At 64.3% G+C, this 22,307-nt stretch carries 17 protein-coding genes and 1 pseudogene; 9 read left to right on the plus strand and 9 right to left on the minus strand.

Features of this window, described 5'->3' with window-relative positions; translation table 11 throughout:
• Positions 1-645 precede the first annotated feature (645 nt).
• A complete protein-coding gene (locus ACLL97_RS03400; protein WP_411279071.1) occupies positions 646-1,329 on the plus strand; it encodes a TolB family protein in 684 nt (227 codons plus the stop codon).
• Between the two features lie 119 nt (positions 1,330-1,448).
• Here the strand turns inward: ACLL97_RS03400 and ACLL97_RS03405 are convergent, their stop codons facing one another.
• The gene (locus ACLL97_RS03405; RefSeq protein WP_411279072.1) at positions 1,449-4,022 is read right to left on the minus strand and encodes a protein kinase domain-containing protein; all 2,574 of its coding nucleotides are present in this window, start codon (positions 4,020-4,022) and stop codon (positions 1,449-1,451) included.
• A gap of 165 nt (positions 4,023-4,187) precedes the next feature.
• On the opposite strand from ACLL97_RS03405, the gene ACLL97_RS03410 reads away from it, so the two are divergent.
• Entirely contained in the window at positions 4,188-4,394 is a 207-nt protein-coding gene (locus ACLL97_RS03410) for an AbrB/MazE/SpoVT family DNA-binding domain-containing protein (protein WP_411279073.1), read from the plus strand.
• Positions 4,391-4,768 (plus strand): type II toxin-antitoxin system VapC family toxin, encoded by a 378-nt coding sequence (locus ACLL97_RS03415; protein WP_411279074.1) that lies wholly within the window; start codon positions 4,391-4,393, stop codon positions 4,766-4,768. Before ACLL97_RS03410 ends, ACLL97_RS03415 begins: the two co-directional genes overlap by 4 nt.
• Positions 4,769-4,786: 18 nt before the next feature.
• Here ACLL97_RS03415 and ACLL97_RS03420 read toward each other — a convergent pair whose 3' ends face one another.
• From ACLL97_RS03420 to ACLL97_RS03430, 3 genes are read right to left on the minus strand one after another with little or no spacing between them, the layout of a single operon-like run.
• Positions 4,787-5,266: a hypothetical protein gene (locus tag ACLL97_RS03420; protein WP_411279075.1), complete on the minus strand. Its 480-nt coding sequence runs from the start codon at positions 5,264-5,266 to the stop codon at positions 4,787-4,789.
• Between the two features lie 7 nt (positions 5,267-5,273).
• Entirely contained in the window at positions 5,274-5,789 is a 516-nt protein-coding gene (locus tag ACLL97_RS03425; protein ID WP_411279076.1) for a hypothetical protein, read from the minus strand.
• 26 nt (positions 5,790-5,815) lie between these two features.
• A complete protein-coding gene (locus ACLL97_RS03430) occupies positions 5,816-5,980 on the minus strand; it encodes a hypothetical protein (protein WP_411279077.1) in 165 nt (54 codons plus the stop codon).
• A 155-nt stretch (positions 5,981-6,135) separates the two neighbouring features.
• On the opposite strand from ACLL97_RS03430, the pseudogene ACLL97_RS03435 reads away from it, so the two are divergent.
• The 5 genes and pseudogenes from ACLL97_RS03435 to ACLL97_RS03455 all read left to right on the plus strand — a co-directional run.
• A pseudogene (locus ACLL97_RS03435) lies at positions 6,136-6,577 on the plus strand (DUF4143 domain-containing protein); the annotation flags it as partial.
• Between the two features lie 87 nt (positions 6,578-6,664).
• On the plus strand, positions 6,665-6,814 hold the full coding sequence (locus ACLL97_RS03440; protein ID WP_411279104.1) for a hypothetical protein: 150 nt from the start codon (positions 6,665-6,667) through the stop codon (positions 6,812-6,814).
• A gap of 1,202 nt (positions 6,815-8,016) precedes the next feature.
• A complete protein-coding gene (locus ACLL97_RS03445; protein ID WP_411279078.1) occupies positions 8,017-8,439 on the plus strand; it encodes a helix-turn-helix domain-containing protein in 423 nt (140 codons plus the stop codon).
• Positions 8,436-8,918 carry a hypothetical protein gene (locus ACLL97_RS03450; RefSeq protein WP_411279079.1) on the plus strand — a complete coding sequence of 161 codons (483 nt, stop codon included), beginning with the start codon at positions 8,436-8,438 and terminating at the stop codon, positions 8,916-8,918. Before ACLL97_RS03445 ends, ACLL97_RS03450 begins: the two co-directional genes overlap by 4 nt.
• Positions 8,919-9,155: 237 nt before the next feature.
• The gene (locus ACLL97_RS03455; RefSeq protein WP_411279080.1) at positions 9,156-10,622 is read left to right on the plus strand and encodes a M20/M25/M40 family metallo-hydrolase; all 1,467 of its coding nucleotides are present in this window, start codon (positions 9,156-9,158) and stop codon (positions 10,620-10,622) included.
• Here ACLL97_RS03455 and ACLL97_RS03460 read toward each other — a convergent pair whose 3' ends face one another.
• Together ACLL97_RS03460 and ACLL97_RS03465 are read right to left on the minus strand one after the other, a co-directional pair.
• A complete protein-coding gene (locus ACLL97_RS03460; RefSeq protein WP_411279081.1) occupies positions 10,623-11,225 on the minus strand; it encodes an ANTAR domain-containing response regulator in 603 nt (200 codons plus the stop codon). It abuts the gene before it with no gap.
• A gap of 4 nt (positions 11,226-11,229) precedes the next feature.
• Positions 11,230-13,257: an ATP-binding protein gene (locus tag ACLL97_RS03465; protein ID WP_411279082.1), complete on the minus strand. Its 2,028-nt coding sequence runs from the start codon at positions 13,255-13,257 to the stop codon at positions 11,230-11,232.
• 306 nt (positions 13,258-13,563) lie between these two features.
• Between ACLL97_RS03465 and ACLL97_RS03470 the strand changes: the two genes are divergently transcribed.
• Positions 13,564-15,249 carry a sodium:solute symporter gene (locus ACLL97_RS03470; protein WP_411279083.1) on the plus strand — a complete coding sequence of 562 codons (1,686 nt, stop codon included), beginning with the start codon at positions 13,564-13,566 and terminating at the stop codon, positions 15,247-15,249.
• Positions 15,250-15,405: 156 nt separating this feature from the next.
• On the opposite strand, the gene ACLL97_RS03475 is transcribed toward ACLL97_RS03470, so the two are convergent.
• The 3 genes from ACLL97_RS03475 to ACLL97_RS03485 form a co-directional block, all read right to left on the minus strand.
• A complete protein-coding gene (locus ACLL97_RS03475) occupies positions 15,406-18,063 on the minus strand; it encodes a PIG-L family deacetylase (RefSeq protein WP_411279084.1) in 2,658 nt (885 codons plus the stop codon).
• 32 nt (positions 18,064-18,095) lie between these two features.
• Positions 18,096-20,888 carry a 2-oxoglutarate dehydrogenase E1 component gene (locus ACLL97_RS03480; RefSeq protein WP_411279085.1) on the minus strand — a complete coding sequence of 931 codons (2,793 nt, stop codon included), beginning with the start codon at positions 20,886-20,888 and terminating at the stop codon, positions 18,096-18,098.
• 85 nt (positions 20,889-20,973) lie between these two features.
• Positions 20,974-22,245 carry a sensor histidine kinase gene (locus ACLL97_RS03485; protein WP_411279086.1) on the minus strand — a complete coding sequence of 424 codons (1,272 nt, stop codon included), beginning with the start codon at positions 22,243-22,245 and terminating at the stop codon, positions 20,974-20,976.
• Positions 22,246-22,307 lie beyond the last annotated feature (62 nt).

The raw sequence follows: 22,307 nt of genomic DNA on the forward strand, positions 1-22,307 counted from the left end.
CAAACTCATGCGCGTGTCGAGCGCCGGCGGTGTTCCCGAGATGGTTGCCACGAGCCCGAGTGGGCTATACCGTGCGTCGTGGGACGACCACGGCAACATTGTCTTCTCGGACGAGGGCTTCCGCTTTCTCCCCGTCCGCGCGACTGGCGGCAGTCCCGACATGATCATGCGGACAGACACGGTGAAGACTGGCGGTGTCGTTGCGATCGCTCCGCACGTGCTGCCAGGGAACGAACATTTGCTATTCACCTCTGGTCGACTTTTTACCGGAACGGACAGCAGCGACGTTCTCGCCCTCGACATCAAGACTGGGACCACGCGCCGTGTGCTCGCCGACGCTGCCGTGGTAAGTGGACAACCCGTCGGTGTGGTAGACGGCGTTATGCAGACGATCAACATGCCGAATTCGCGATGCAACTACGCGCTCGGCCAGTTTGCGCTCTCCGCAGCGGGACAGCTCGTGTACGTCGCAGGCGGAGTGTTCACCGTACCACCATCCGCGATCCAACGCGTTTCCAAAAGTGGCACGACGGTACCGCTGGGGTCGAAGCGCCAAGCATCGTCTTCGTCAGCGCATCACCGCAGGGTGATCGCGTTGCCTTCAAAGCGAGGGTCTCACCGCGCTCCACGCAGCGGAGCATCTTCGTGCGGGATGTCGCGAGAGGGATCACGTTGCAGCTGACGATTCAAGCCCAAGAGGGTGCAGCTCCAATCTGGAGCCCGGATGGACGAACTGTTGCCGTCAGCGCCGAGGGGCCCGACCACATCGCGAACGTGTACACGTTGCCGGCGGACGGAAGTGGCGCGCCGCAGCGGGTGGCTCCGGCGTCGAGCCGTCAGCTCATGATGTCGTGGTCCGCCGCCGCTGATAGCGTGGAGTCGCACGCCACGTTCTCCCCGGATGGCCGCTGGATCGCCTACGCATCGAATCAAACCGGCCGTCCAGAAGTCTATATCCGTCCGTATCCGGGTGCGGAACCAGCCATACAAGTCTCTGGAAACGGCGGAGATTCACCGGCGTGGTCCCGCGACGGGAAGCGGCTCTTCCTTTCCACGAACAGAGGGGATCGCGAGCGGAATGATTTGATGGTCGCAGACGTAACCCTTGGCGACGCCGTGCGGGTGGCACGCGCCGAGCCCTTCATCACTCCGTGGCCTTACGAGTCCACCGTGTATCTGCGCAGCTACGACGTGCTGGCTGACGGATCGTTTCTCGCCGTGGCCTCCGTCGGCGACTCCACATCGCTTCCCTGCCGCACGCGCTACCGCGTGAGCGACATGCACGTGGTGCTCAACTTCGCCGAAGCGCTCGAGGCGCGGGTGAAGTAGCCGCCCGCTTCGAAGCGATCAGCGCCTCGAGCGTCAATGAGCCGATCAATCGCGCCCATCGTACACGTGAGTGTAGGGAGCGGCGGCGTACGGTCATGAGCCAGATCCTTGATTGCGATCTACTTCAATTTTTCCGCGAGAAAGCGCGGAAAGTTGGTCAGCACATTGATCCGCGTGGTGCGTACGAGCGGCGGGCCTTGCAGCACCATGATGCGATCTTGTACATCCAACGCCCAGCTCGCCTCGGCCTGATTGAAGAATCGCGAGAAGAGCAGACGTGGCGCCGACATCGGCCTGCCGGATTTGTCGATCGCCACGTCATACCAGCGGTCGCCGTCCCGGAATATCAGACCACGGCCGCTACCGGTCCATCGCGGCTCGTCACCGAACGAGGCAACGCGTACGACGTTCGCCGCGCTCAAGGTGGCCGTGGGCGCGACGAAGATGCCCTCCTCCCCTTTGACCGCCACGTGTGATCCGTCGTCTGAGAAGCGACACTGCCTCGCGCCCGGGCGCAGCTGCACGGCATCTCCCTCCTTGTCGGTGTACCACACCGTCCCGCGATAGCAGCGTAACCGACCATCAACGGACTGCTCGGAGAACGGCCGCGGCATCGTCATTACCTCCGGCTTGTTTCCAGCCAGTCGTAACACCCGTTGAAAGCCGGATCCGGCTGAGATCAGCAAATCGCCTGTACGGCCGGTCAATGACCACGGGAGTAGCTGCTCATCGATTGCGTAGCTCTCGAGCACTCGTCTCGCGATGTCGTACAAAAGGATCTTGGTCCCGGGAGCCGGCGGCACGGACCACGCGACCTTGTTGCCGTCGCGGCTCACCGCGAAGCTGGTGGCAACCGTGGCCGGAAGCGGCAAGGTATCGATGATGGTGCCGTCGAGCCGCACGCGGACGAAGTGGGCCATCGCAGCATCTCCACCGCCAACCCAGACGAGCGTGCCGTCGGCCGAGAGCACGAGGTGTGCTTGTCTCGGAAAATGTTCCTGCCTCACTCCGGTCAGTAGGACACGAGGAGGGCTCGCGAGACGCCGCGATTTCAGGTCGATAGGCGCACCGAAGAGCGTGCTGTCGCGCACGAACACGAGATAGCGCCCGTCTACCAAAATTGGGTTATCGCCAGCCACGGCGCTGCTGTCGTTTCCACTGTCCATTGGTGGCAGGACCGGCATCCCCTTGCCACTGCCGTTCGGCACCAACGTCAGGCGCCCGCTGACTGAGATCGGCACGGGGAGCGTCGCTAACTGATGGCCCGGCGTCACGACCGCCGGACACCCGGCCGCAGAGTCGATGCGTACAACACCGCCGTTCTCCGGAACGGAGCTCAAGCAGCTGGTATACTCGCTGCCATACACGCGGCCGTCACGCCCCCACATGAGCGACCCGAACACGCGAACCGCGCCCAAGGTCATCGAACCCGTCCCGTCAATCTCGATTCGCCGAATCAGCGAGTCTTGCATGAAGGCGATGGACCGTCCGTCTGCCGAGAACGCGGGCAGATTGCCTCGCAGGGTATTGGCAATCACCGACGTGGCGCCGCTTTCGAGATTCACCGCGACGATGCGGGTGCTGTCACCGCTGCCAGTGGTATACGCCACCGTACTTCCGTCGTCACTCACGTCGAGCGAGCGAAGAGGCGTTCCGAATTTGTCGCGACCCGGCACCAAGGGCAGGCTCTCGGGGAGCGCGATGCTGTAAAATCGCGGTGCGCGGGCGGGCGCCGTGACCGCTGAACGCGGCACCACCAGCGCGGTCGCGATGCCCACCGTGCCGAAGGCGCCAATCACCAGTGCGCGCCGCTTCCACGGTCCCTCGTGCGCCCCGGAAGCGGCCGCGCGATACCCAGACGACCCTTCCGCTGACAGCGCGCTGGCGAAGTGCGCCACCGTCTCGTGCCGATCCGCCGGCACCTTTTCCAATGCGCGCGCGAGGGCGTCGGCAATCGCGGCGGGCACGGCTGGGCGCACCACGTCTACCCGACGCGGGACTTCGGTCATCAGACGGCTCATCACCGCCGCGACACTGGCTCCGGTGAATGGCGGCTCGCCCGCGAGCAGCTCGTACAGCACACTCGCCAGCGAGTACTGATCGCTGCGTCCATCAAGCTGCCGTTCGGCGGCGGCCTGCTCAGGACTCATGTACGCCGGCGTGCCCACACTGAGTCCCGTTTGCGTAATGCGCGTACCACCCGCGTTGCTGACGGCCAGCGCGATGCCAAAGTCCGCCACAATCGGCTGACCATCCTGCAGCAGGATGTTCTCCGGTTTGATGTCGCGATGCACGACGCCTTGCCGATGCGCATAATCGAGTGCGGCCGCCACACCACGCGCCAGGCGCACCGACTCATTCACCGACAGCTGTCCTTCGCGCACGAGTTTGTCGCGTAACGTCTCCCCGGTGACATAGGGCATGACGTAGAACACGAGCCCCGCTGCCGCGCCGGAATCGAAGAGCGGCAAGATGTTGGGATGCTGCAGATTCGCCGTCGTGCGGATCTCACTCAGAAAGCGTTCGGCGCCGAGCACCGCGCCGAGTTCCGGGTGCAACACTTTGAGCGCCACGAGTCGGTCGTGGCGGATATCGCGCGCCAGATACACAGTGGCCATGCCGCCGCGACCGAGTTCACGGTCGAGGGTATACCGGTCCGCAATAGCGGCGGCGAGCGGAGCAGTCTCAGTCATTCGACGAAACGTACAGCTGAGCCGACGAGAGACCAGCGATAGCACCCGGACTCGGTCTTCGCACCGCATCACCGCGATACACGCGAGAGGGTCGAACCGCCGCCCGCTGGCGTCGACCAATCGATCGCGCTATCGTTGCACAGGGCGCTTATCGATGAGGCGCTCATGGCAGTCGTGACGGTGTCCCCCAAATTCCAAGTCGTCATTCCACGGGAAATCCGAGGGGCACTGCGGCTGGAGCCCGGGCAGAAAGTGCAGGTGCTCCAGTATCAGAACCGGGTTGAGTTTATTCCCGTGCAAAGCAGGCGAAAAATGCGTGGCTTCCTGCAGGGCATAGACACCACGATCTCGCGCGACGAGGATCGCGTGTGAACCTCATCGATGCATCGGTGTGGCTCGAGTACTTCGCGGGAGGGCCACAGGCCGGGCAGTTCGCGTCGGTGATCGAGCAGGTGGACGCGCTCCTCGTGCCCACGATCGTGTTGCTCGAGGTCACCCGGCGCGTGATGCAGCAACGTGATGAAGACGCGGCGCTGCAGATCGCGGCCATGTTGCACCAACGTAAGGTCGTCCCGTTGGACGCCGGCATCGCCTTGAGCGCGGCGCAGCTCGGTGTGGCGCACACACTCCCGCTGGTCGACCGCATCATCTACGCCACGGCCAAACAGTATCAGGCGACCGTGTGGACGATGGATGCGCATTTCGCCGCGTTGGCCGGCGTGCGGTACATCCCGAAACGCGGGTGACGTAGCCAGCTGCGCCTGCTACCGATCTTCGCGCCGCAATGCGAGAATCGCCTCGAGTTCGATTAAGTGCTCAATGTCTTTCTTGCGACGGACCGCCTGTTTCGACGCGATCAGCGCCTCGAGTGTCAATGCGCGGAACTCGACCGCGCCGATCTGCACCAGCTCCGACTTGGCAACCGCCGCCCGATAGTCGCCCACCCCTGGCACCTGATCGAGTAGATCAAGCGCGCCCATGATAGACGTGAGGGTGAGGAGCGGTGTCGTACGAAAGGTGCGCGCGTCGAGTATGAACGGGAGGCCAGGCTCAACGCCGCGTAAATACGCCTTCCATTGCGTCAATAGCACGACCAAACGCTCGACATTGTCCGGTGCCGCGTCATAGCAGATATCGAGATCATTGGTGAACCGTGCCGACCCATGCACCGTTGCGGCCACGCCTCCGACAAGCACGAAGCGGATGTGGGCTTCCACCAACGCCCCCAGCATGGTCTCGAACATGGCTACCTCAGGGAGAAGTCGTCCGTTTACCGGCGCGACGAACCGTTCGTGAGAAGTGCCCCATGGCATCGAGCTGCCGCACCCGTTCCGCCGGAGACTTCCGGAGGTTGTCGCGCATCAGCGAAAGGTCGAGCCCCCACGCTTCCGCCTCGTGACGGGCACTCCTGTTGCGCGTCCGGGGCCGACCGCGTGCACGCGGCGCAAAGGACGCACGCAGATGGGCGAGACGCGTGTAGAACGAGGACAGCAGACGATACACGTCGACCGTCATTGCTACGTCAGCGTCCTCCATGCCCGGCACCGGTGCCGGAGACGCCGCCGTGTACGATGCGCGAAGTGCCAGGCGCGCAACGGCCAGCGATTCCGCCATCGGGACCGCCGTCGCCTCGTGCACCGCGCGGGCAACGAACAGTTGGCGCGCCATGTCGACCGTGTAGCGGCCATCGGCGTTCACCGCACGCAGTGTGTTCAACACCCACTTGGGGTGGGCACCGAGCAGATGGGAAAATTCCGCGAGGGTCATAATATAAGTCTACTATATAGACATCATTACGCCAACGAGCGCTTGATTTCCCGTTGAACATCCACCGCGAGCGGCTCGACACCAGGCAACCTACCGAGGGGATGCTTCGTGGTGATTTTCCAGGCTGAGGCAGCGCTGATGCCGCCGCCCAGCGTGGTGACGAGGCGCTCTTGGAAGTCGAGCATTACCATGAAAAACGAACTTGCACCAGTTGTTTTTCATGATATTGTAATAAATGATCGTCGCCGAATTCTCCATCAAGGAGTTGGGCGTGGATGCGTCCTCTAGTCTCTGGCTTCGTGGCGGATTCCCTCGCTCCTGTCTCGCCCGAAGCGACGCGGCGAGCATGGCATGGCGCAAGCAGTTCGTCCTGTCGCTGTTGGAGCGAGATCTGCCGCAGTGGGGCGTACAGGTCCCTGCCATCCCGCTGCTCCGCTTTTGGACCATGCTCGCCCACTACTACGGGCAGACATGGAATGCCGCTGAGGCGGCCAAGGCACTCGGTGTGAGTCCAACCACGAGCCGACGATACATCGACCTGCTGACTGACGCTCTCATGGTGCGGCAGCTTCAGCCTTGGCATGCGAACCTCAAGCAGCGACAGGTGAAATCGCCGAAGGTATACGTACGAGACGGCGGCCTCCTGCATCACCTCCTTAGGCATCGCGCACGAAAAGGCGCTGCTGACGCATCCCAAGATTGGTGCATCTTGGGACGGCTTGGTCATCGAACAGGTCTTGCGCACGCAATCGCATGACGAGGCGTGGTTCTGGGGAACCCACCAGGGCGCCGAGATCGACCTGGTGCTTCGCCGCGACGATCGCCTATACGGCGTCGAATGCAAGCGCACGGACGCTCCCCGTCGAACCCCGTCCATGCAGAGTGCCCTGAAGGATCTCGAACTCGAGCGCATCATCGTCATCTATCCTGGGGCACTACGCAATGCTCTGGATGATCGCATCGAAGCGGTGCCGCTGGCGGCACTGGCTCCGGATGCCGACCTGTTCGGCTCGCATCTCGATTGAGTGCAGAGCACCATGGGCTCCTGCATGCGAGTAGGGGCACCGTGCTTACGCACGAAGCAGGCTCGACGGCGCACGGCTCTGCATGCACGTTGCATTGGTGAACTCCATTACTCAAGAGTGCCGAGTTCTCGCCCGTTTTTTGCGCGGCCTCACCCTGCCATTCGCGAGCATCGATCCACGGCTCGGTAAGCTGATCGAGTGCGTCGAGGTGGTGCTGCGAGGAGTTCGGTGGACCGCATTCCCTGTCGAGTCATGCGGTCAGATGGGTGCCGAGTCCTGTTCTTCGCGTGTTACCCTGTGCTCTCTGCGCCTCCGCGTCCTCCGCGTGATCGGTATGAGTCGCGTTCTGGCGGGTGTTGGTGCGCGTGCTGTTCCCGCGCTCCGCATCAACCCGTTGGTGACCGGTTGCCTCGGCGGCACGGCTGAACTGATCACACAGAGAAAAAGAGACACAGAGAAAAGGAGAACAGGGACCTCTGTGTTCTCCTTTTCTCTTTGACTCTGTGTGATCAGTTCGACGGTGCCCACCCGATCGTCGCGTGGAGGGAGGGACATGAACGCGCCGTCCTTCAGAGAGGGATCGGTCAATGGGGACAGTCTTTTCATGGAGGCGCCGAAGGGGGTATTTTCATAGGGGAAAGGCGATCGTTTATGGCCAAGACATGCGAACGCCCCGCGAGCGGATTTTCTCGTGAATACGCGCGAAACCCATTCCCTCGCGACATGCATCGTCGAACGACAGGACCCAGACACCTTCGACATGTTCCGCCTGGCGTCATAGCGCAAAAATCAACGCAGAACTCGGCACTCTTGAGAGTCAGTAGCATCCCAACGTTTTGGCATTGGAACGGCGTCAGTTGCTGATGCACTTGGGGAACGGGGTCGTTAGGTCTGGTCGGCGAGGCGCGACCTGTCGCTCGTTTGCGCGGATGCGCGCGGGACCGTCACGCCCGCGAAGAACAGCAACAGCAGGAGTGGTGGTTCGGCGCGCCCCCGTGCGCCGACTTCTCTTCCGCCGCCAGAAGCCACCGCAGATCATTCAGCCCCTGTTCCACGAGACGCACGTGCCGTACGCCGCATGACGGCACCACGCACTCATTGGCGGCCTCGTCAGTAACCGAACAGCATTGGGTGCGATCCCGCTTTTCGCGCCGCAAAGGAGGTGGGTTGAATGATGATAGTGTATAGAGTATCTTGATACTATGTACGATATACGCTCGCTCCATCGCCTCGTGCACGATGCGCGCTTGAACGCGCACCTCTCGCAGCGCGATTTCGCGGACCGTGTGGGCACCTCGCAATCCGCGATTGCAAAACTCGAGCAGGGCGACGCGAACCCCACGATCGATACGCTCGCTCGGTGTGCCGAAGCAGCAGGCTTGGCGCTGCAGTTCACGCTCGTCCCGCTACCCGTCGCCGACGCCGTTGTTGAGCGGTACAAGCGCGACGTCGATCGCACGCTCTTGCGCGAGAACCTGCGCAGATCCACACACGAGCGACTGCGGTCGCTCGGCGAGTGGCAAGGCGATCTCAAGGCGATACAGTATGCCGTGAAGCACGCGCGCCCGAAGAAAGTCGCCGAAGCGCCGCCCAAGCCGGCCGCTCGCAACCGGCGGCGCCCATGACACAACTCGAACGACTGCTCACCGCACTACACGAAGGGAACGTCGAGTTCATCATCGTGGGCGGGGTCGCGGCGCGTGCGCACGGGTCATCACGACTCACCGACGACCTCGACGTGTCATATGCCCGCTCACCGGCGAATCTGGCGCGGCTCGTCAAGGCACTCGCGCCGTTCGAGCCGTACCTACGCGGCGCACCGCCCGGCTTGCCATTCGATTGGTCCGCGGCAACGCTCCGTGCTGGACTCAACTTCACGCTCACCACCAACTCGGGCGCCATCGACCTGCTCGGCGAGATCACCGGCGGTGGTGCGTACGACGCGTTGCTGCCGCATACGATCGCCATCACCGCGTTCGGTCTCGAGTTACGACTCCTCGACCTGCCGTGGCTTATTCATGTCAAACGCGCCGTCGGCCGGCCGAAAGACCTCGAAGTGATCGCCGAACTCGAGGCGTTGCAGGAAGAGATCGACCGGATGTAGCTCACGGCGTGTGCGAAGCAACCGCCTGCCGACGTTGGCCGCCTCGTGCATACATCTGGTGCTGCGGCGCTTCTCCTCGAGTCGGCTCGCCGAATCAAGGCGGCCGATCAGGCGGCTTATCGTTCTGTCGGAGCGGCGGCTCACCTCATCAGCGCCGCACTAGCTTTCCCCGAAGCGGCCCGCGCCATCGCGGTCCATGCCGTCCCTCACGTTTTCGCCGTTGGAGCCTTCCCAACTATGTCCCTGCTCCGTCGTCTCTCGCTGGCCGTCGCGCTCGCCGTCGCCGTGCCGCTGGCCTTCCCCCTCGCCCTCCCCGCCCAGATCCTCCAGAAAGCGCCGGGCGCGCCCACCACCCTCACGCCGGCGCAACAAGACGCCCGCGCGATCTACCAGGAGATGGTCGAGATCAACACGGTCGACTCCGTGGGATCGGTCACGAAGGCCGCCCAGGCCGTGGCGGCCCGCTTCAAGGCTGCGGGCTTCCCGGCCGGCGATATTCACCTGGTGGGCCCCGCCAGCGCTCCTGCCAAGCAGAATCTGGTCGTGCGCTACCGCGGCAAGGGGCGCGGCAAGCCCATTCTGCTACTGGCCCACCTCGACGTGGTGGCCGCGGTCCGCAGCGACTGGCCGCGCGATCCGTTCACGATGACGGAACAGGACGGCTACTTCCTGGGGCGCGGGGTGGCCGACGACAAGTCGATGGCGGCCATCCTCACCGCCAACCTGCTGCGCTACAAGAAGGAAGGCTGGGTGCCGGAGCGCGATCTCATTCTCGCGCTCACCGCCGATGAAGAAGGCGGCGGGGACAACGGTGTGAGCTGGTTGATCGCCAATCGTCGCGCGCTGATCGACGCCGAGTACGCGATCAACGAGGGGGGCGGCGGCACACTGCAAGACGACCAGCCGCTCTTCCACTCGATTCAGGCGGCGGAGAAGGTGTACACCGACTACACACTGACCGTACTCAACACCGGCGGCCATTCCAGCGTGCCGCGCAAGGACAACGCGATCTACTCGCTGGCGTCGGCCCTCACGCGCATTCAGCAGTACACGTTCCCGGTTGAACTCAACGACATTACGCGTCCGTTCTTCGGCCAGACGGCGAAGGTGGAAATGCCGTCGATCGCCGCCGCCATGACGGCCTTGGTCGCCAATCCGGCCGACACGGCGGCGGCGCGTATCATCTCCACCGACCCGCGCTACGCGTCGATGCTGCGCACCACGTGCGTGGCCACGCGACTGTTTGCCGGACACGCCAACAATGCGTTGCCCCAGACGGCCACCGCCAACGTGAATTGCCGAATCGCCCCCACGAGCACCGGCTCACAGGTGAAGGCCACGCTGGAGCGCCTGATCGGCGACGCGACGGTGAAGGTCACGCGTTCGGGCGAGGATCGCCAAGACGGCGCCCCCGCTGCGATCAACGCCACGCTGCTGCAGGCCACCACGCAGCTCACGAACAAGATGTTCGGCGGCGTGCCCGTGATTCCGACGATGAGCACCGGAGCCACCGATGGCTATCGGCTGCGCGCCGTGGGCATCCCCACCTACGGCGTCAGTGGCATCTTCTCGTCGCCCGGCGAAACCAACGCGCATGGGCGCGACGAGAAGTTGCGTGTGAAGAGCTTTTACGATGGACTCGCCTTCCTGTACGAACTGGTAAAGCAGGTGGCCGGCCCCAACGCGGGCAAGCCGATTTCCTAACTACACCTTCATGCCCGGTTCGCTCTCGATGACGGCGCGCGCGATATCGACCATGCGTACGGAGCGATCCTGGCTGCTGCGTTGCATGATCCGATAGGCTTCCTGTTCGCTGCTGCCGGTGCGGCGCATGAGAATGCCCTTCGCGCGTTCGATCAGCTTCCGTGCTTCGAGCGCTTGTTTGGCTTCGGCCGCCTCCCGACGGGCCGACAGCAGCTCACGCGCTCGCGTCACCGCCATGCGCAATGTGGCATCGAGCGTGGTGGGCGGGGTCGGCTTGGACAGGAGGGCTACCGCCGTGCTGCGCAGCACGTCGGCCGAGCTCAAGGTCAGGGACAGATCGCCGGTGATCAGCACCACCGCAGTACCCGGCAGCGCCGCCGCAATTTCTTCAGCGGCCTGCACGCCACTGGCGCCGGGCATGTGCATATCGAGGAGCACAGCATCGGGGGTGAATTGCTGCGCCTTTTCGATGGCCTCGGTCCCGCTCTCGACTTCAGCGACCACCATGTGGCCAAGCGCGCCAAGAAGGTCGACCAGCGTGGACCGCTCGAGAGCGTTGTCTTCGGCCACCAGCACGCGAATCGTCGACGGCAGATCCGACATATTCTTACTCGGTTGTAGAGGCGGGAGTAGAACCTCCCGCAATGTGAGCCTGCAATTCGGCGGCGCGCAACGGTTTGCGGAGGACAAATTCCGCACCGTGCGACTCACCGGTATCCGCAATGGGTTCCCAGCCCGTAATAACACCAACCCGGACGTCGGGCACCGTTCGACCCACATGCCGCACCAGGTCCCAGCCGCTGCCGTCGGGTAAGCCGACATCGGTGAGCATGAGATCGTACGGGATGGCCGCGCTGGACGCGAGCTTTTCGCGCGCTTCGGCGCAAGTTCCTACCGCGTCCACGTGGTGGCCATCCGCTTGGAGGATACGCCGCAGGAACTCGCGACCGTCCTCATGGTCTTCGACCACGAGGATGTGCTTCGGCATCACCACCGGTGGCACGGCCACCGGGGCCGCCCCGGCCGGCTCGACGTACACCGCGCGCGGCAGCCGCAGGGTGACTTCGGTGCCACGTCCCGGCACCGAAGAAATGGTTGCCGTGCCTCGGTGTCGACGGGCAATACCGTACACCTCGGCCAACCCCAGTCCCGATCCATTCGACCCTTTCGTGGTGAAGAACGGCTCGAAGGCCCGCTCCCGCACATCGGCACTCATCCCCACCCCGGTGTCGCGGATCGCGACACCGGCCTCGGCCCCCTCCTCGAAGGTGCGCACGGTGAGCGTCCCCCCTTCGGGCATCGCGTCGACGGCGTTCTGCACGAGATTGAGCAGCGCTTCACGGATTTCGCCGGGCAGCCCGCGCGTGCCAACCGTGGGCGCCAGTTGGCGCACGATGCGGATCGCTCCGCTCTCGCTCGAACGACGCAACCGCATCGGCTCGGTCACGTCGAGCACCTCCTCGGCCAGCGCCGACAGATCGAGCGCATCGTCGCCGCCGGCATGCAGCGGCTCCTGACGGATGAAGCGACCCACCCGCGACGCCGTTGCCGCCCCGATCTCAACCGCCTTCTGAATACGATCGGCATAGTCGCGTACGGCATCGGGCGACTCGGCGTGATGCCGCAGCAGATACGCCGCCGCCATGATCGGGTTGAGCGCGTTGTTCACATCGTGCATCACGCCGGCCGCCAGTTGCCCGACGGCAGTCAGGCGACGCTCGCGCAGACGATCTTCCTGCGACGCGAGCAGCGCGCGCGATCGCTCGTCGACCAACTGCTCGAGATGCTCGCGCTCGTGCGTGACCTGCCGATGCAGGGCGGCCTCGTGGGCTTCGCGCTCTTGCAACTGGCGCTCGACCTGTTCGCGATCGGTGACGTCACGATCGATCAGCACCACGCCGGTCACGTCCTGCCGTTCGTTGCGGATCGGCGAGGCGTACGACTCGATCACCCGCTGCGCACCGCGTCGCCGTACTTCGAGCAGTTGCCGACGCACCACGTGGCCCGAGAGCGCACGCATGGCCGTCGACTCGAGAAACGACTGCGGACGATTGTTGGCGATATCGTGCGGCGCATCGAATTCCCACAACTCGCGCACGGTCGTCGGCGGTGGCGTGGGATGCTCGAGGTCGGCCACACCATTCGTCTGTACGATGCGCCCCGCGACATCGGTAATGCGCACCGAGGACGGCGTGAGTGCCAGCAGCGTCGTGAGCTCGCGGTCGGCCCGCGTCGACTCGGTGCGCTGTCCGTCGCGCGCCGTGGCATCGGTCGCCGTGAGCAGCAGCAACTCGTGGTCGAACGGTACGGCGCGCACATCGACCATGACCCCTTCGCGACCGAGCGGAGCGTACTGCGTGGACGGCGCTTCGCCCGCCGCGACGCGGCTCAGCAGCGCGGCACCAGCCGATCCCAACGGCAGGAGCACAACTTTCCATGACTGCGATGAGAGCGGCGCGCGGGAATCGACCACAAACCGTTCGCGCCCCAGCGTGTTGACGGCGTACAGCATCCCCGAACGCAGAAAGAACGCCGCCGCCGACGGCAGCGCCTCCAGCAATGCCGTCGCACGCGCCACATCGGGCGCGTCCGACACGGGGGGGGTCACCTGCTCCGTTGAACTGAGTTCAGCCATCCTCTCACGGCTCAGGTGCCGGCGCGACCCACCCGCGACAGCGTTGTCGCATTTCGGGGCGCCCCACCTTTCTGGAATTTCGGGCATCCTGCTCTCTCAACACTAGCGACGATTGCTCCCAACGGGCAAACGTGGCAGCCGCAGGCGGCGGCAGCCTGCAGCGTGATTCCCGTCCGACCAGTAGTTTGGTGCCATGTCTCCCTCGTTCCGCTCCACACTCCAGCGGGTCTTGCTCGTGCAGGCCGTCACGCTGGCACTGCTCTGGTACCTTCAGGCGCGATACACCCTGATAACGCTCTAAGCCCCATGCATTGGATCAACTGGGTCATCGTCGGGGTGTACCTGACCGTCGTCGTCTTCGACGGCCTGCGCCGCACGCGCGGCACCACCAACATCGAAGGGTACTTTCTGGCCAACCGCAGCCTGCCCTGGTGGGCGGTCGGCCTCTCGGTCATGGCGACGCAGCTGTCGGCCATTACGCTGATTGGCACCACGGGACAGGGCGCGACCGATGGCCTGCGCTTCATACAGTTCTACTTCGGACTGCCGATCGCGATGGTGATTCTCGGGGTCACCATCGTGCCGTTCCTGCACGGGGCCAAGGTCTACACGGCATATGAGTTCCTCGAGAAGCGCTTCGACGCGAAGACACGCTCACTCACGAGCTTCCTGTTTCTGCTTTCGCGCGGCATGTCCTGCGGCACCATCATGGCCGCCCCCAGCGTCGTGCTGTCCGCGATCTTCGGTTGGGATATTACCTGGTGCGTGGCCCTGATCGGCATTCCCACCGTCGTTTACACCGTGCTGGGCGGCGTGCAGGCCGTGACGTGGGCCGACGTCAAGCAGATGTTCGTGATCGTCGGCGCGCTGATCGCGATTGTTGTTATGCTCGTTGTGCGCATGCCCGTTCCGCTCGACAACGCGCTCGAGATTGCTGGCGCCACCGGCCGACTGCGCGTCTTCGATTTCTCGTTCAATCTCTCGGAAACCTACACGTTCTGGTCAGGCATCCTCGGCGGCACGTTCCTCATGCTGTCGTACTTCGGCACCGACCAGAGTCAGGTGCAGCGCTATCTGGCCGCCAAGTCGGTCGACGAGGCCCGCAGTTCGCTGCTGATGAGCGCCTACTGGAAGATCCCGTTGCAGGCGCTGATCCTGCTGATCGGCGTACTGGTGTTCCTGTTCTACACGTTCACGCCGGCGCCGATGCTCTTCAATCCGCAGCACAGCGCCCAAGTGCAGCAGAAAGAGCCGGCCACGTTCGCCGCGCTCGAGGCGCGCTACTCCACCGCCATCACCCAACGCGCCGCCGCCGCGCGCCAGGCGTCAGCCGATATCGACCACGGCGCCGACGCCGCGACGACCAGCGCGCTGTTCGCCTTCCGAAGTGCCGACTCGTCGGTGAACCTGATCCGCAAAGACGCACTCGCCGCGGCCGGACGCGTGACCGGCGAAGCATCGCGTGACGTGAACTACATCATTCCGCGCTTCGTGCTCGACCATCTGCCGCTTGGCTTCGCCGGCATCTTCCTCGCCGCCGTGCTCGCCGCGGCGATGTCGAGCATCGCCGCCGAGCTGAACTCGCTCTCCACCGCAACCGTTGTAGACTTTTATCAGCGATGGTTCAGGAAGGAAGGCAGCGACGCGCACTTTTTGTTCGTGTCAAAGGCCGCCACCGCCATATGGGGCGTGTTTGCCTGCGTCGTGGCCGTTTACGCCGCCAACCTCGGCTCACTGATCGAAGTCGTGAACCGCTTCGGGTCGTTCTTCTACGGCTCGATTCTCGGCGTGTTCATCCTCGCCATGCTTCCGCGCACGAATGCGCTTGGTGCGTTCGTCGGGTTGTTGAGCGGTATGGCCGCCGTTGCTGCGGTGTCGTTCGGGGTGCCCAGTGTGAGCTTTCTGTGGCACAACGTGATTGGGGCGGTGGTGGTGGTGGCGGTTGGTACGCTCTTGAGTGTTGGTGGGGATAGAAAACTGCCAACGGCCTAGGAAGCAGGATGCAGGATGCAGGATGCAGGATGCAGGATGCAGGATGCAGGATGCAGGATGCAGGATGCAGGGGGGAAACCTTGCGCGGTTGCTGCGTCCTGCCGCCTTTCGCCTTCTCCCTGCACACTAAGCCGTTGGCCGTTCGCCGTGCCGAGCCTACAATTTCGGCTTCACCACCACCGGCGCCCCGTTCACCAGATTCGCCAGTATCCGCGCCGCGCCCGGCACGCCGTTAGGCAGCTGTCGGAAGAGTGCCAGCGTGACGTACACGTAGCGTCCCTTGCCCAATGGTGCCACGAGTAGGCCTCCCTGCTGCACGGGCTCGTTCGGATCGTTCATGGCCAACAGCGGTGTGTAGCGCTTGTCGAACGTGCTCGGCATATACGTGGCGCGTTCCTGTACCCAGTCGGCCCAGTCGGCCGTACCGATGCGATTCGGGCCTACCAGCAACGGGTGCGTGGGCTGTAGCACGGTTACCGGTGCCTGCTCCATCGTGACGCGTGCGGCCGGACGCCCCCATTGCATGGGATACGGCACCACACTCGGGAATCGGTTCATGTCCTGCGCGCCGTACTGCACGATGAGCGTGCCACCCTTGTTGGCGTAGTCGAGCAGGCGCCCGTTGTTGCGCACCAGCACGTCGCTCGCTTCATACGCGCGCGGTCCCACCACGATGCTCGTGAAGCGCGACAGGTCCGTGCTGGCCAGCATCGACGGTTCGATCTTTTCGACCGCCATATCGAGCTGCTCGAGTGCTTCGAGTCCAGTGTCACCGACACCCTTCACGTAGCCCACGCGACCGCGCGGCGGCAGCTTCACGGAAACGGCCGACAAATACATGCCACTGCCGCCGTACAAGCGCATTGGCGTGATATGGTCGTACTGGATATTGAACACGCTGCTCGTGCTCATCGCGCCGTCGTGTAGCGCCAGCGCCACCAACTCCAAGCGGCCTTCCTTGACCATTCCGCGCACACGGAACGTGAGAATCGTGACGCCGTCGGGACCCAGCGTGCGCGTGCGCTCCACCGAGTCGGCCTTGAGTCCCGCGGGCAGCTCCAGCTTCACCAGCACCTTCGTGTCGTGCGGATACGACGACTGAATGCGTACCGGCACGAAGCGTTCAACGGGCACCCCAGCGCGGATGTACTCCATCGTGCTCCCGAGATTCACGGTAATCCCGGGGACGGCCGACACCGGCACTTGCTGATCCCCCTTGATCGGATCGGCGAAACGATACACCACCGGTTCGTTCACCGTCACGGCCTGACCGGCAATGGTGAGACGCGCCTGCACCATGGTGGCGAGCTGCTCTTGTTGCTGCGCTTCGGTGCGCGCGTCGATCGGCGCCTGAAACCAGTCCTGTTGCTGGCGTCCAAACGCGCGCCACCATGGCGAGTTCGCCTGGAACGCCACGGCCCAGCGGTTGAGTACCGCCGCACTATCGGGGCTGATCGCGACGTCGCCCGCTTCGCCGGGCCGCAGGCCAAGGCCCGCCACCGACGCGTTCATCAGTTGTACCGGCACGCGCCCACGATTGAACACCGTGATCGTAACCGGCAAGGAATCGTTCACCGCCAGCTTCACCGACTCACGTACCGGGAACGTCGCGCGCGGCGCGGTGGCTTCCACCGCTACACCGGCCGCCAACACGAGGGCGCGTTCAGCGCGATCAATCGTGGTGACCAGCGCATCCCACAACGCCGGCGGCGCCTCTCCGGGTGCGCGGTGTGACAAACTCGAAGCCGAGCCGGGACGACCGGCAATCAGGATGCCCGGGCCGCTGCCACTCGCGTTGCGCACGGCCCGAAGCTGCCGCAGTGCTTGCGCCAGCGGGGCAACGATCGACGACGGATCATCAGCGCGGTACGCAAGGCGCGCCGCCGCGATCGTGCGCAGCGCCGAATCGAGAACCGGCTGCGCCGTGGCAGGAAGCGTTGCCCGCAGTGCCGTCCAGGCCGTATCGACACCGTCGAACAACGACTGCTCGCGGCGCGCATTCTCCGGCCCGACTCGCGCGGCCTCACGTGACAGATAGCCTAGAATCATGCCTTTCCGCTGCAGCACACCAAAGCCCTGCGACTTGTGCTGCGACCGACTCTCGGCCGCGATCTCGTAGTAGCTGCGTCCGAGCAGCGCGTCGTACTCGCCCACGTTCACTCGCAGCGTGGCCGAATCAGGAGTCTGTCGGGCACTGCGGTAGAACTTCTGTGGCGTCCACGGGAGTCCGAACCCCCGTACCGGGAAACGCACCGTGTCGGCGGCCAGATCATACGCTTCACGTGCCAGGAGCCCCGACACCTGATGATGCCCGTGCCCATCACGCGGCGTGCCACTGAAGAATGCCACCATCACGTGCGGGCGAAACGCGCGCACGACGCGCACGACATCACCGAGAATCGAATCCTTTGGCCAGTGCGTGTACGTCTCTTCGGCATTCTTGCTGAAGCCGAAGTCGTAGGCGCGCGTGAAGTACTGACGGCCGCCATCGATTCGGCGCGCCGACAGCAACTCCTGCGTACGGATCGCGCCGAGAGCGTCGCCAAGTTCGTTGCCGAGCAGATTCTGTCCGCCGTCACCGCGGGTGAGCGACAGGTACGCGGTCTCTACGTGACGGCCTTTGGTCAACCACGCGATGAGCGGCGTGTCTTCGTCGTCGGGGTGTGCAGCCACCGTGAGCACGCGCCCGGTGGTACCAAGCCCCGCGAGGGTGGAACCCAACGCCGCGGCGCCGCGATCAAGCGTCACGTTCTGCGCGGACAGGGCGCGGCCACCAGCGACAAGCGCCGCGGCAATAGCCGCGGCGCGCATCATTATCGGGTGAATTCGGATGCGCCGAAGCGCCGTCACTGCCCCACCTGCATCGCCGAACGCTCCACGGCCACTTCGCCGGTATCCATGACCATCGCAATGATACGGGCTTGCTCGGCCTGATGCGCATCCATGTAGCCTTCGGCCGGGCTCGCGCGCTCCGGACGTCCCACGTAGCGCACACCGACCGACGCACCGGCCGATGCGCGCAGGCGCGGCTGCACGTACGTCCACGCGCCCTGGTTCTTTGGCTCTTCTTGCGCCCACACGACCTGCTCGATCGCCGGATAGAGATCCATGATGCGCACGATCTCCTCGTGCGGCCACGGATAGAGCTCTTCCACACGCACGAGCGCGACATTCGGATTGCGCGTGGCCGCCAGCGACATGTCGTAATACAGCTTGCCGGTGCAGAACACGATGCGCCGCACATCGTCGCGACGCTGCGACGCGAGGGGATCATCGATCACTGACTGGAAGCCGCCCTGTGACAAGTCGTCGAGCTTCGACGCCGCCTGTGGCAGGCGCAGCAGAGACTTCGGCTGCATGCAAATAAGCGGACGGCGCGACTTCCGCAGCGCCTGACGACGCAGCAGGTGGAAATACTGCGCCGGCGTGCTGCAGTACGCCACGGTAAGGTTGCCTTCGGCGGAGAGCTGCAGGAACCGCTCGAGACGCGCGCTTGAATGCTCCGGACCCTGACCCTCGTACCCGTGTGGCAGCAGCAGCACGACGCCGCTGTCCTGTCCCCACTTCGCGCGGTCGGCCACGATGAACTGGTCGATGATCGGCTGCGCTACGTTCACGAAGTCTCCGAACTGCGCTTCCCACACCGTGAGCGTATCGGTGGCCACTGTGCTGAAACCGTATTCGAACGCCAGCACGGCCGTTTCGGAGAGCGCCGAGTTGAAGATCTCGAATGCGCCCTTCGCGCCCGGGAGATTCGCCAGCGGCGCGTATTTGCGTCCGTTCACGCTGTCAGCGAGCACGGCATGGCGATGCGAAAAGGTGCCGCGCTCGGCGTCCTGCCCCGTGAGGCGCACCGACATGCCGTCGATGAGCAACGTACCGAACGCCAAAGCCTCGGCGTGGCCCCACTCGATACCACCCTGCTCGCCCATGGTCTCTCGACGACGCTCCAGCTGCTTGGCCAGACGCGGGTTAGGCGTGAGATCGGCCGGCCACGTGAGCAGTGCTTCGTTCACGTATTGCAGCTTCTCTGCAGCCACGTTGGTCGCCACCGGCTTGAGCGCGGCCACCGGTTCGGCGGGCCACGGCGCATGCGTCTCGCTGCCCAGCAACGACTGCTTGAAGCGGGCATGAAGGTCGGCATAGTTCTGCGACACCGCCTGCTCGACGGCAGCAGCTTCCGCGTCGGTGAGCACACCTTCGCTCACGAGACGTGCCGCCCAGACCTGCGGCACCGTGGGGTGCTGACGGATCTGGGCCGTGCGCATGGGCTGCGTGTACATCGGCTCGTCGCCTTCGTTGTGCCCATGACGACGGTAGCCCACAAGGTCGATCAATACGTCCTTCCGGAACGTCGCGCGGTACGCGCACGCCAGACGCACCGCGGTGATGCACCCCTGCGCATCGTCGGCGTTCACGTGGAAGATCGGCATTTCGAAACCCTTCGCCAGGTCCGACGAATAGTGCGTGGAGCGCGCATCGGTCGGGTCGGTGGTGAAGCCGACCTGATTGTTCACGATGATGTGAATCGTGCCACCGGTGCGGTACGCGTTCAGGGTCGAGATGTTGAGCGTTTCGGCGACGATGCCTTCGCCCGGAAATGCCGCGTCACCGTGAATGGCCACTGGTACCACGGCGAGCTCGTTGCGCTCGCCCAGCTGGCCCGGCACGCGCTGCAAGGCACGCACCACGCCTTCGATGACCGGATTCACCACTTCGAGATGCGATGGATTCGGGGCGAGGCGCAGCGTCACCGCTTTGCCGTCCACATCGCGCGAGCCAAGGAAGCCCATGTGGTACTTCACGTCGCCGGTCGCGTTCTCGTCGGCATGATCGTGACGGCCTTCGAACTCGGCAAACAAACTCTCGAACGGCTTGCCCATCACGTTGGTGAGCACGTTCAGTCTGCCGCGATGCGCCATGCCGATCACGATCTCGTGCGCACCCGAGCGCCCCGACTCGCGAATCACTTCGTCGAGCATCGGGATCAGCGTGTCGGTGCCTTCCACCGAGAATCGCTTGTAGCCCTGATATACCCGCCCGATGAAGCGCTCGAGCCCGTCCACCTGATTCAGCCGACGTAGCGTGTCCTTCTTCTCGTCCGCGGTGAGATCGCGCGTCAGCACGCCATCACGGAACGCCCGCTGGAACCAATTGCGCTCTTCGTCGACCTCGAGATGCCACACTTCGTAGCCCACGCGCCCCGCATACACCTGCCGCTTCCGGGCGATAGCGTCGGCCGCTGTGTCGAAGCGATCGTCACCAAGCGCCGCCCCGGGAATCGCCTGTAAATCCGCTTCGGTGAGCCCCCAGAATTCCGGGCTCAGATCCTCGGCGCCCGGAGGCGGCGACCCGAGCGGATCGAGCTGCACCGCATAGTGACCGTAGTTGCGGATGGCCTGCTGCATCGACGCGGCAGCCGCCACTTTCCTGAGGAACGCGACGTCGTAGGTCGCGCCACCGGCCGGAGCCGATCCCGGAGCAGCTGCCGTCGTGGCCGACGCCTGCCCGAACAGCGACTCGGCGATGCGGAAGTACTGGCGCCACGTCTCGTCCACGCTGGCGGGGTCGCGACGATAACGCTCGAATTGTTCGGCAATAATGCCGTCGTTGAAAACGCTCGTGATGGCAGCGGTCATAATGTTCGAATGTAATGTCGGGGTACCGAAGACACAGGTCGGCAGCGCCCGCGGTCTATCGATTCGCGTGCGAAGCCGATGACGGTCAGTGCGTGACGGGAACCACAAGTGTGAAGGCCGACCCCTCGCCGGGGCGAGAGACCACTTCAATGCGGCCGCCCAACATGGTCGCCAGTCGCCGCGCGATGTAGAGCCCCAGTCCGGTGCCCCGGTGCCGACCGGTCGACACATTCTCGATCTGTGAGAATGGGCGAAACAGACGCTGCATGTCGGTCGGTTCGATTCCCACGCCGGTGTCGCGCACGGCAAACCGAACGGTGGCGCCTCCGTCGGCCAGTGGGGATCCGCGCGTTACCCGCACGGACACCGCGCCCTCGTCGGTGAACTTGACGGCATTTTGGCAAAGGTTCAGCAAAATCTGCCGCACCCGCGCCTCGTCGGTGTGCAGCGACGGGAGCCCCGATTCGAGGTCCATCGAAAACTCGATTCCTTTTTCGCGCGCCAACGGCTCCATGAACGGGTGCAGCGAATCGAGCAGCTCGGGCACGCCAACGGTGGCGTTGCGCGCCGTGAGCCGGTCGGCTTCGAGCGAGGCGTAGGTGAGAATGTCCTCGATGAGGGCGCCAAGATGCCTGCCCACCGTGCGCAGACGCATCACCACGTCCTGCTGTTCCGGCGACAGCGGACCGAGGATTTGGTCCTCTAAAAGCTCGCTGTACCCCTCTAGTGCCGTTAAAGGGGTGCGGAGCTCGTGCGATAGTGTCGCTAAAAGGCTCGTTTTTGCGGCATCGGCGGATCTGGCGTCTTCCAACAGTCTCGCCTTCCAAAGCGCCAACGCCGCCAAGTCCGCCATGACGCCGAGTCGCTCTTCGTCCTGATCGTCGAACTGCGGGTGGCCGGTGTCGCGAGAGATCGAAAGGACGCCAAAGAGCTGGCCGTTCGCGAGCAGCGGCAGCAGCAAGATCGGCCCGATACCCAGCCGCGGCAGGAGCTCGGCGAAAAACGGTGAGCTCACCTCGGGCGACATGATCGTAATGGCGCGGAGCTCGCTGGCCACCCGCCCCGTGATCGTCCCTTCGAGCGGGAAGGTCATCGAGAGCAGATCGTTCGTTCGACCGGAACAGGCTACATACACGCCATTATCACCGCTTAATTCGGCCACTGCAGCGCCACTTGCCCGTCCGCGCACCATGGATAGCTGACAGAGGGTCTGTAGCACACTCTGCGAGTTCGTCTCGGCGGCCAAAGCGCGGGCCACCTGACGGAGCGTCCCGAGCTCCTCCGCTTTCCGATAATCGGAATAGAGCAGATCTTCCGTGCTGGCCGGAAAATCGGCCGGATTGTGCGGACTGTGCATCTGGGAACTCTGCACCGCCGCACGTCGCTTGGGGAGCGATGCCTTCAAGAGAATCCAAACGC

It is taken from the genome of Gemmatimonas sp. (assembly GCF_046594945.1).
GTDB lineage: Bacteria > Gemmatimonadota > Gemmatimonadetes > Gemmatimonadales > Gemmatimonadaceae > Gemmatimonas.

Coding starts and splice junctions, on each gene's coding strand:
- ACLL97_RS03420 (WP_411279075.1), bottom strand. CDS start 5,266: ATGTTCGAGACCATGCTGGGGGCGTTGGTGGAAGCCCACATCCGCTTC.
- ACLL97_RS03460 (WP_411279081.1), bottom strand. CDS start 11,225: ATGTCGGATCTGCCGTCGACGATTCGCGTGCTGGTGGCCGAAGACAAC.
- ACLL97_RS03405 (WP_411279072.1), bottom strand. CDS start 4,022: ATGACTGAGACTGCTCCGCTCGCCGCCGCTATTGCGGACCGGTATACC.
- ACLL97_RS03425 (WP_411279076.1), bottom strand. CDS start 5,789: ATGACCCTCGCGGAATTTTCCCATCTGCTCGGTGCCCACCCCAAGTGG.
- ACLL97_RS03475 (WP_411279084.1), bottom strand. CDS start 18,063: ATGATGCGCGCCGCGGCTATTGCCGCGGCGCTTGTCGCTGGTGGCCGC.
- ACLL97_RS03470 (WP_411279083.1), top strand. CDS start 13,564: ATGCATTGGATCAACTGGGTCATCGTCGGGGTGTACCTGACCGTCGTC.
- ACLL97_RS03410 (WP_411279073.1), top strand. CDS start 4,188: ATGGCAGTCGTGACGGTGTCCCCCAAATTCCAAGTCGTCATTCCACGG.
- ACLL97_RS03455 (WP_411279080.1), top strand. CDS start 9,156: ATGTCCCTGCTCCGTCGTCTCTCGCTGGCCGTCGCGCTCGCCGTCGCC.
- ACLL97_RS03465 (WP_411279082.1), bottom strand. CDS start 13,257: ATGGCTGAACTCAGTTCAACGGAGCAGGTGACCCCCCCCGTGTCGGAC.
- ACLL97_RS03450 (WP_411279079.1), top strand. CDS start 8,436: ATGACACAACTCGAACGACTGCTCACCGCACTACACGAAGGGAACGTC.
- ACLL97_RS03485 (WP_411279086.1), bottom strand. CDS start 22,245: ATGCACAGTCCGCACAATCCGGCCGATTTTCCGGCCAGCACGGAAGAT.
- ACLL97_RS03440 (WP_411279104.1), top strand. CDS start 6,665: ATGCAGAGTGCCCTGAAGGATCTCGAACTCGAGCGCATCATCGTCATC.
- ACLL97_RS03480 (WP_411279085.1), bottom strand. CDS start 20,888: ATGACCGCTGCCATCACGAGCGTTTTCAACGACGGCATTATTGCCGAA.
- ACLL97_RS03430 (WP_411279077.1), bottom strand. CDS start 5,980: ATGGTAATGCTCGACTTCCAAGAGCGCCTCGTCACCACGCTGGGCGGC.
- ACLL97_RS03445 (WP_411279078.1), top strand. CDS start 8,017: ATGTACGATATACGCTCGCTCCATCGCCTCGTGCACGATGCGCGCTTG.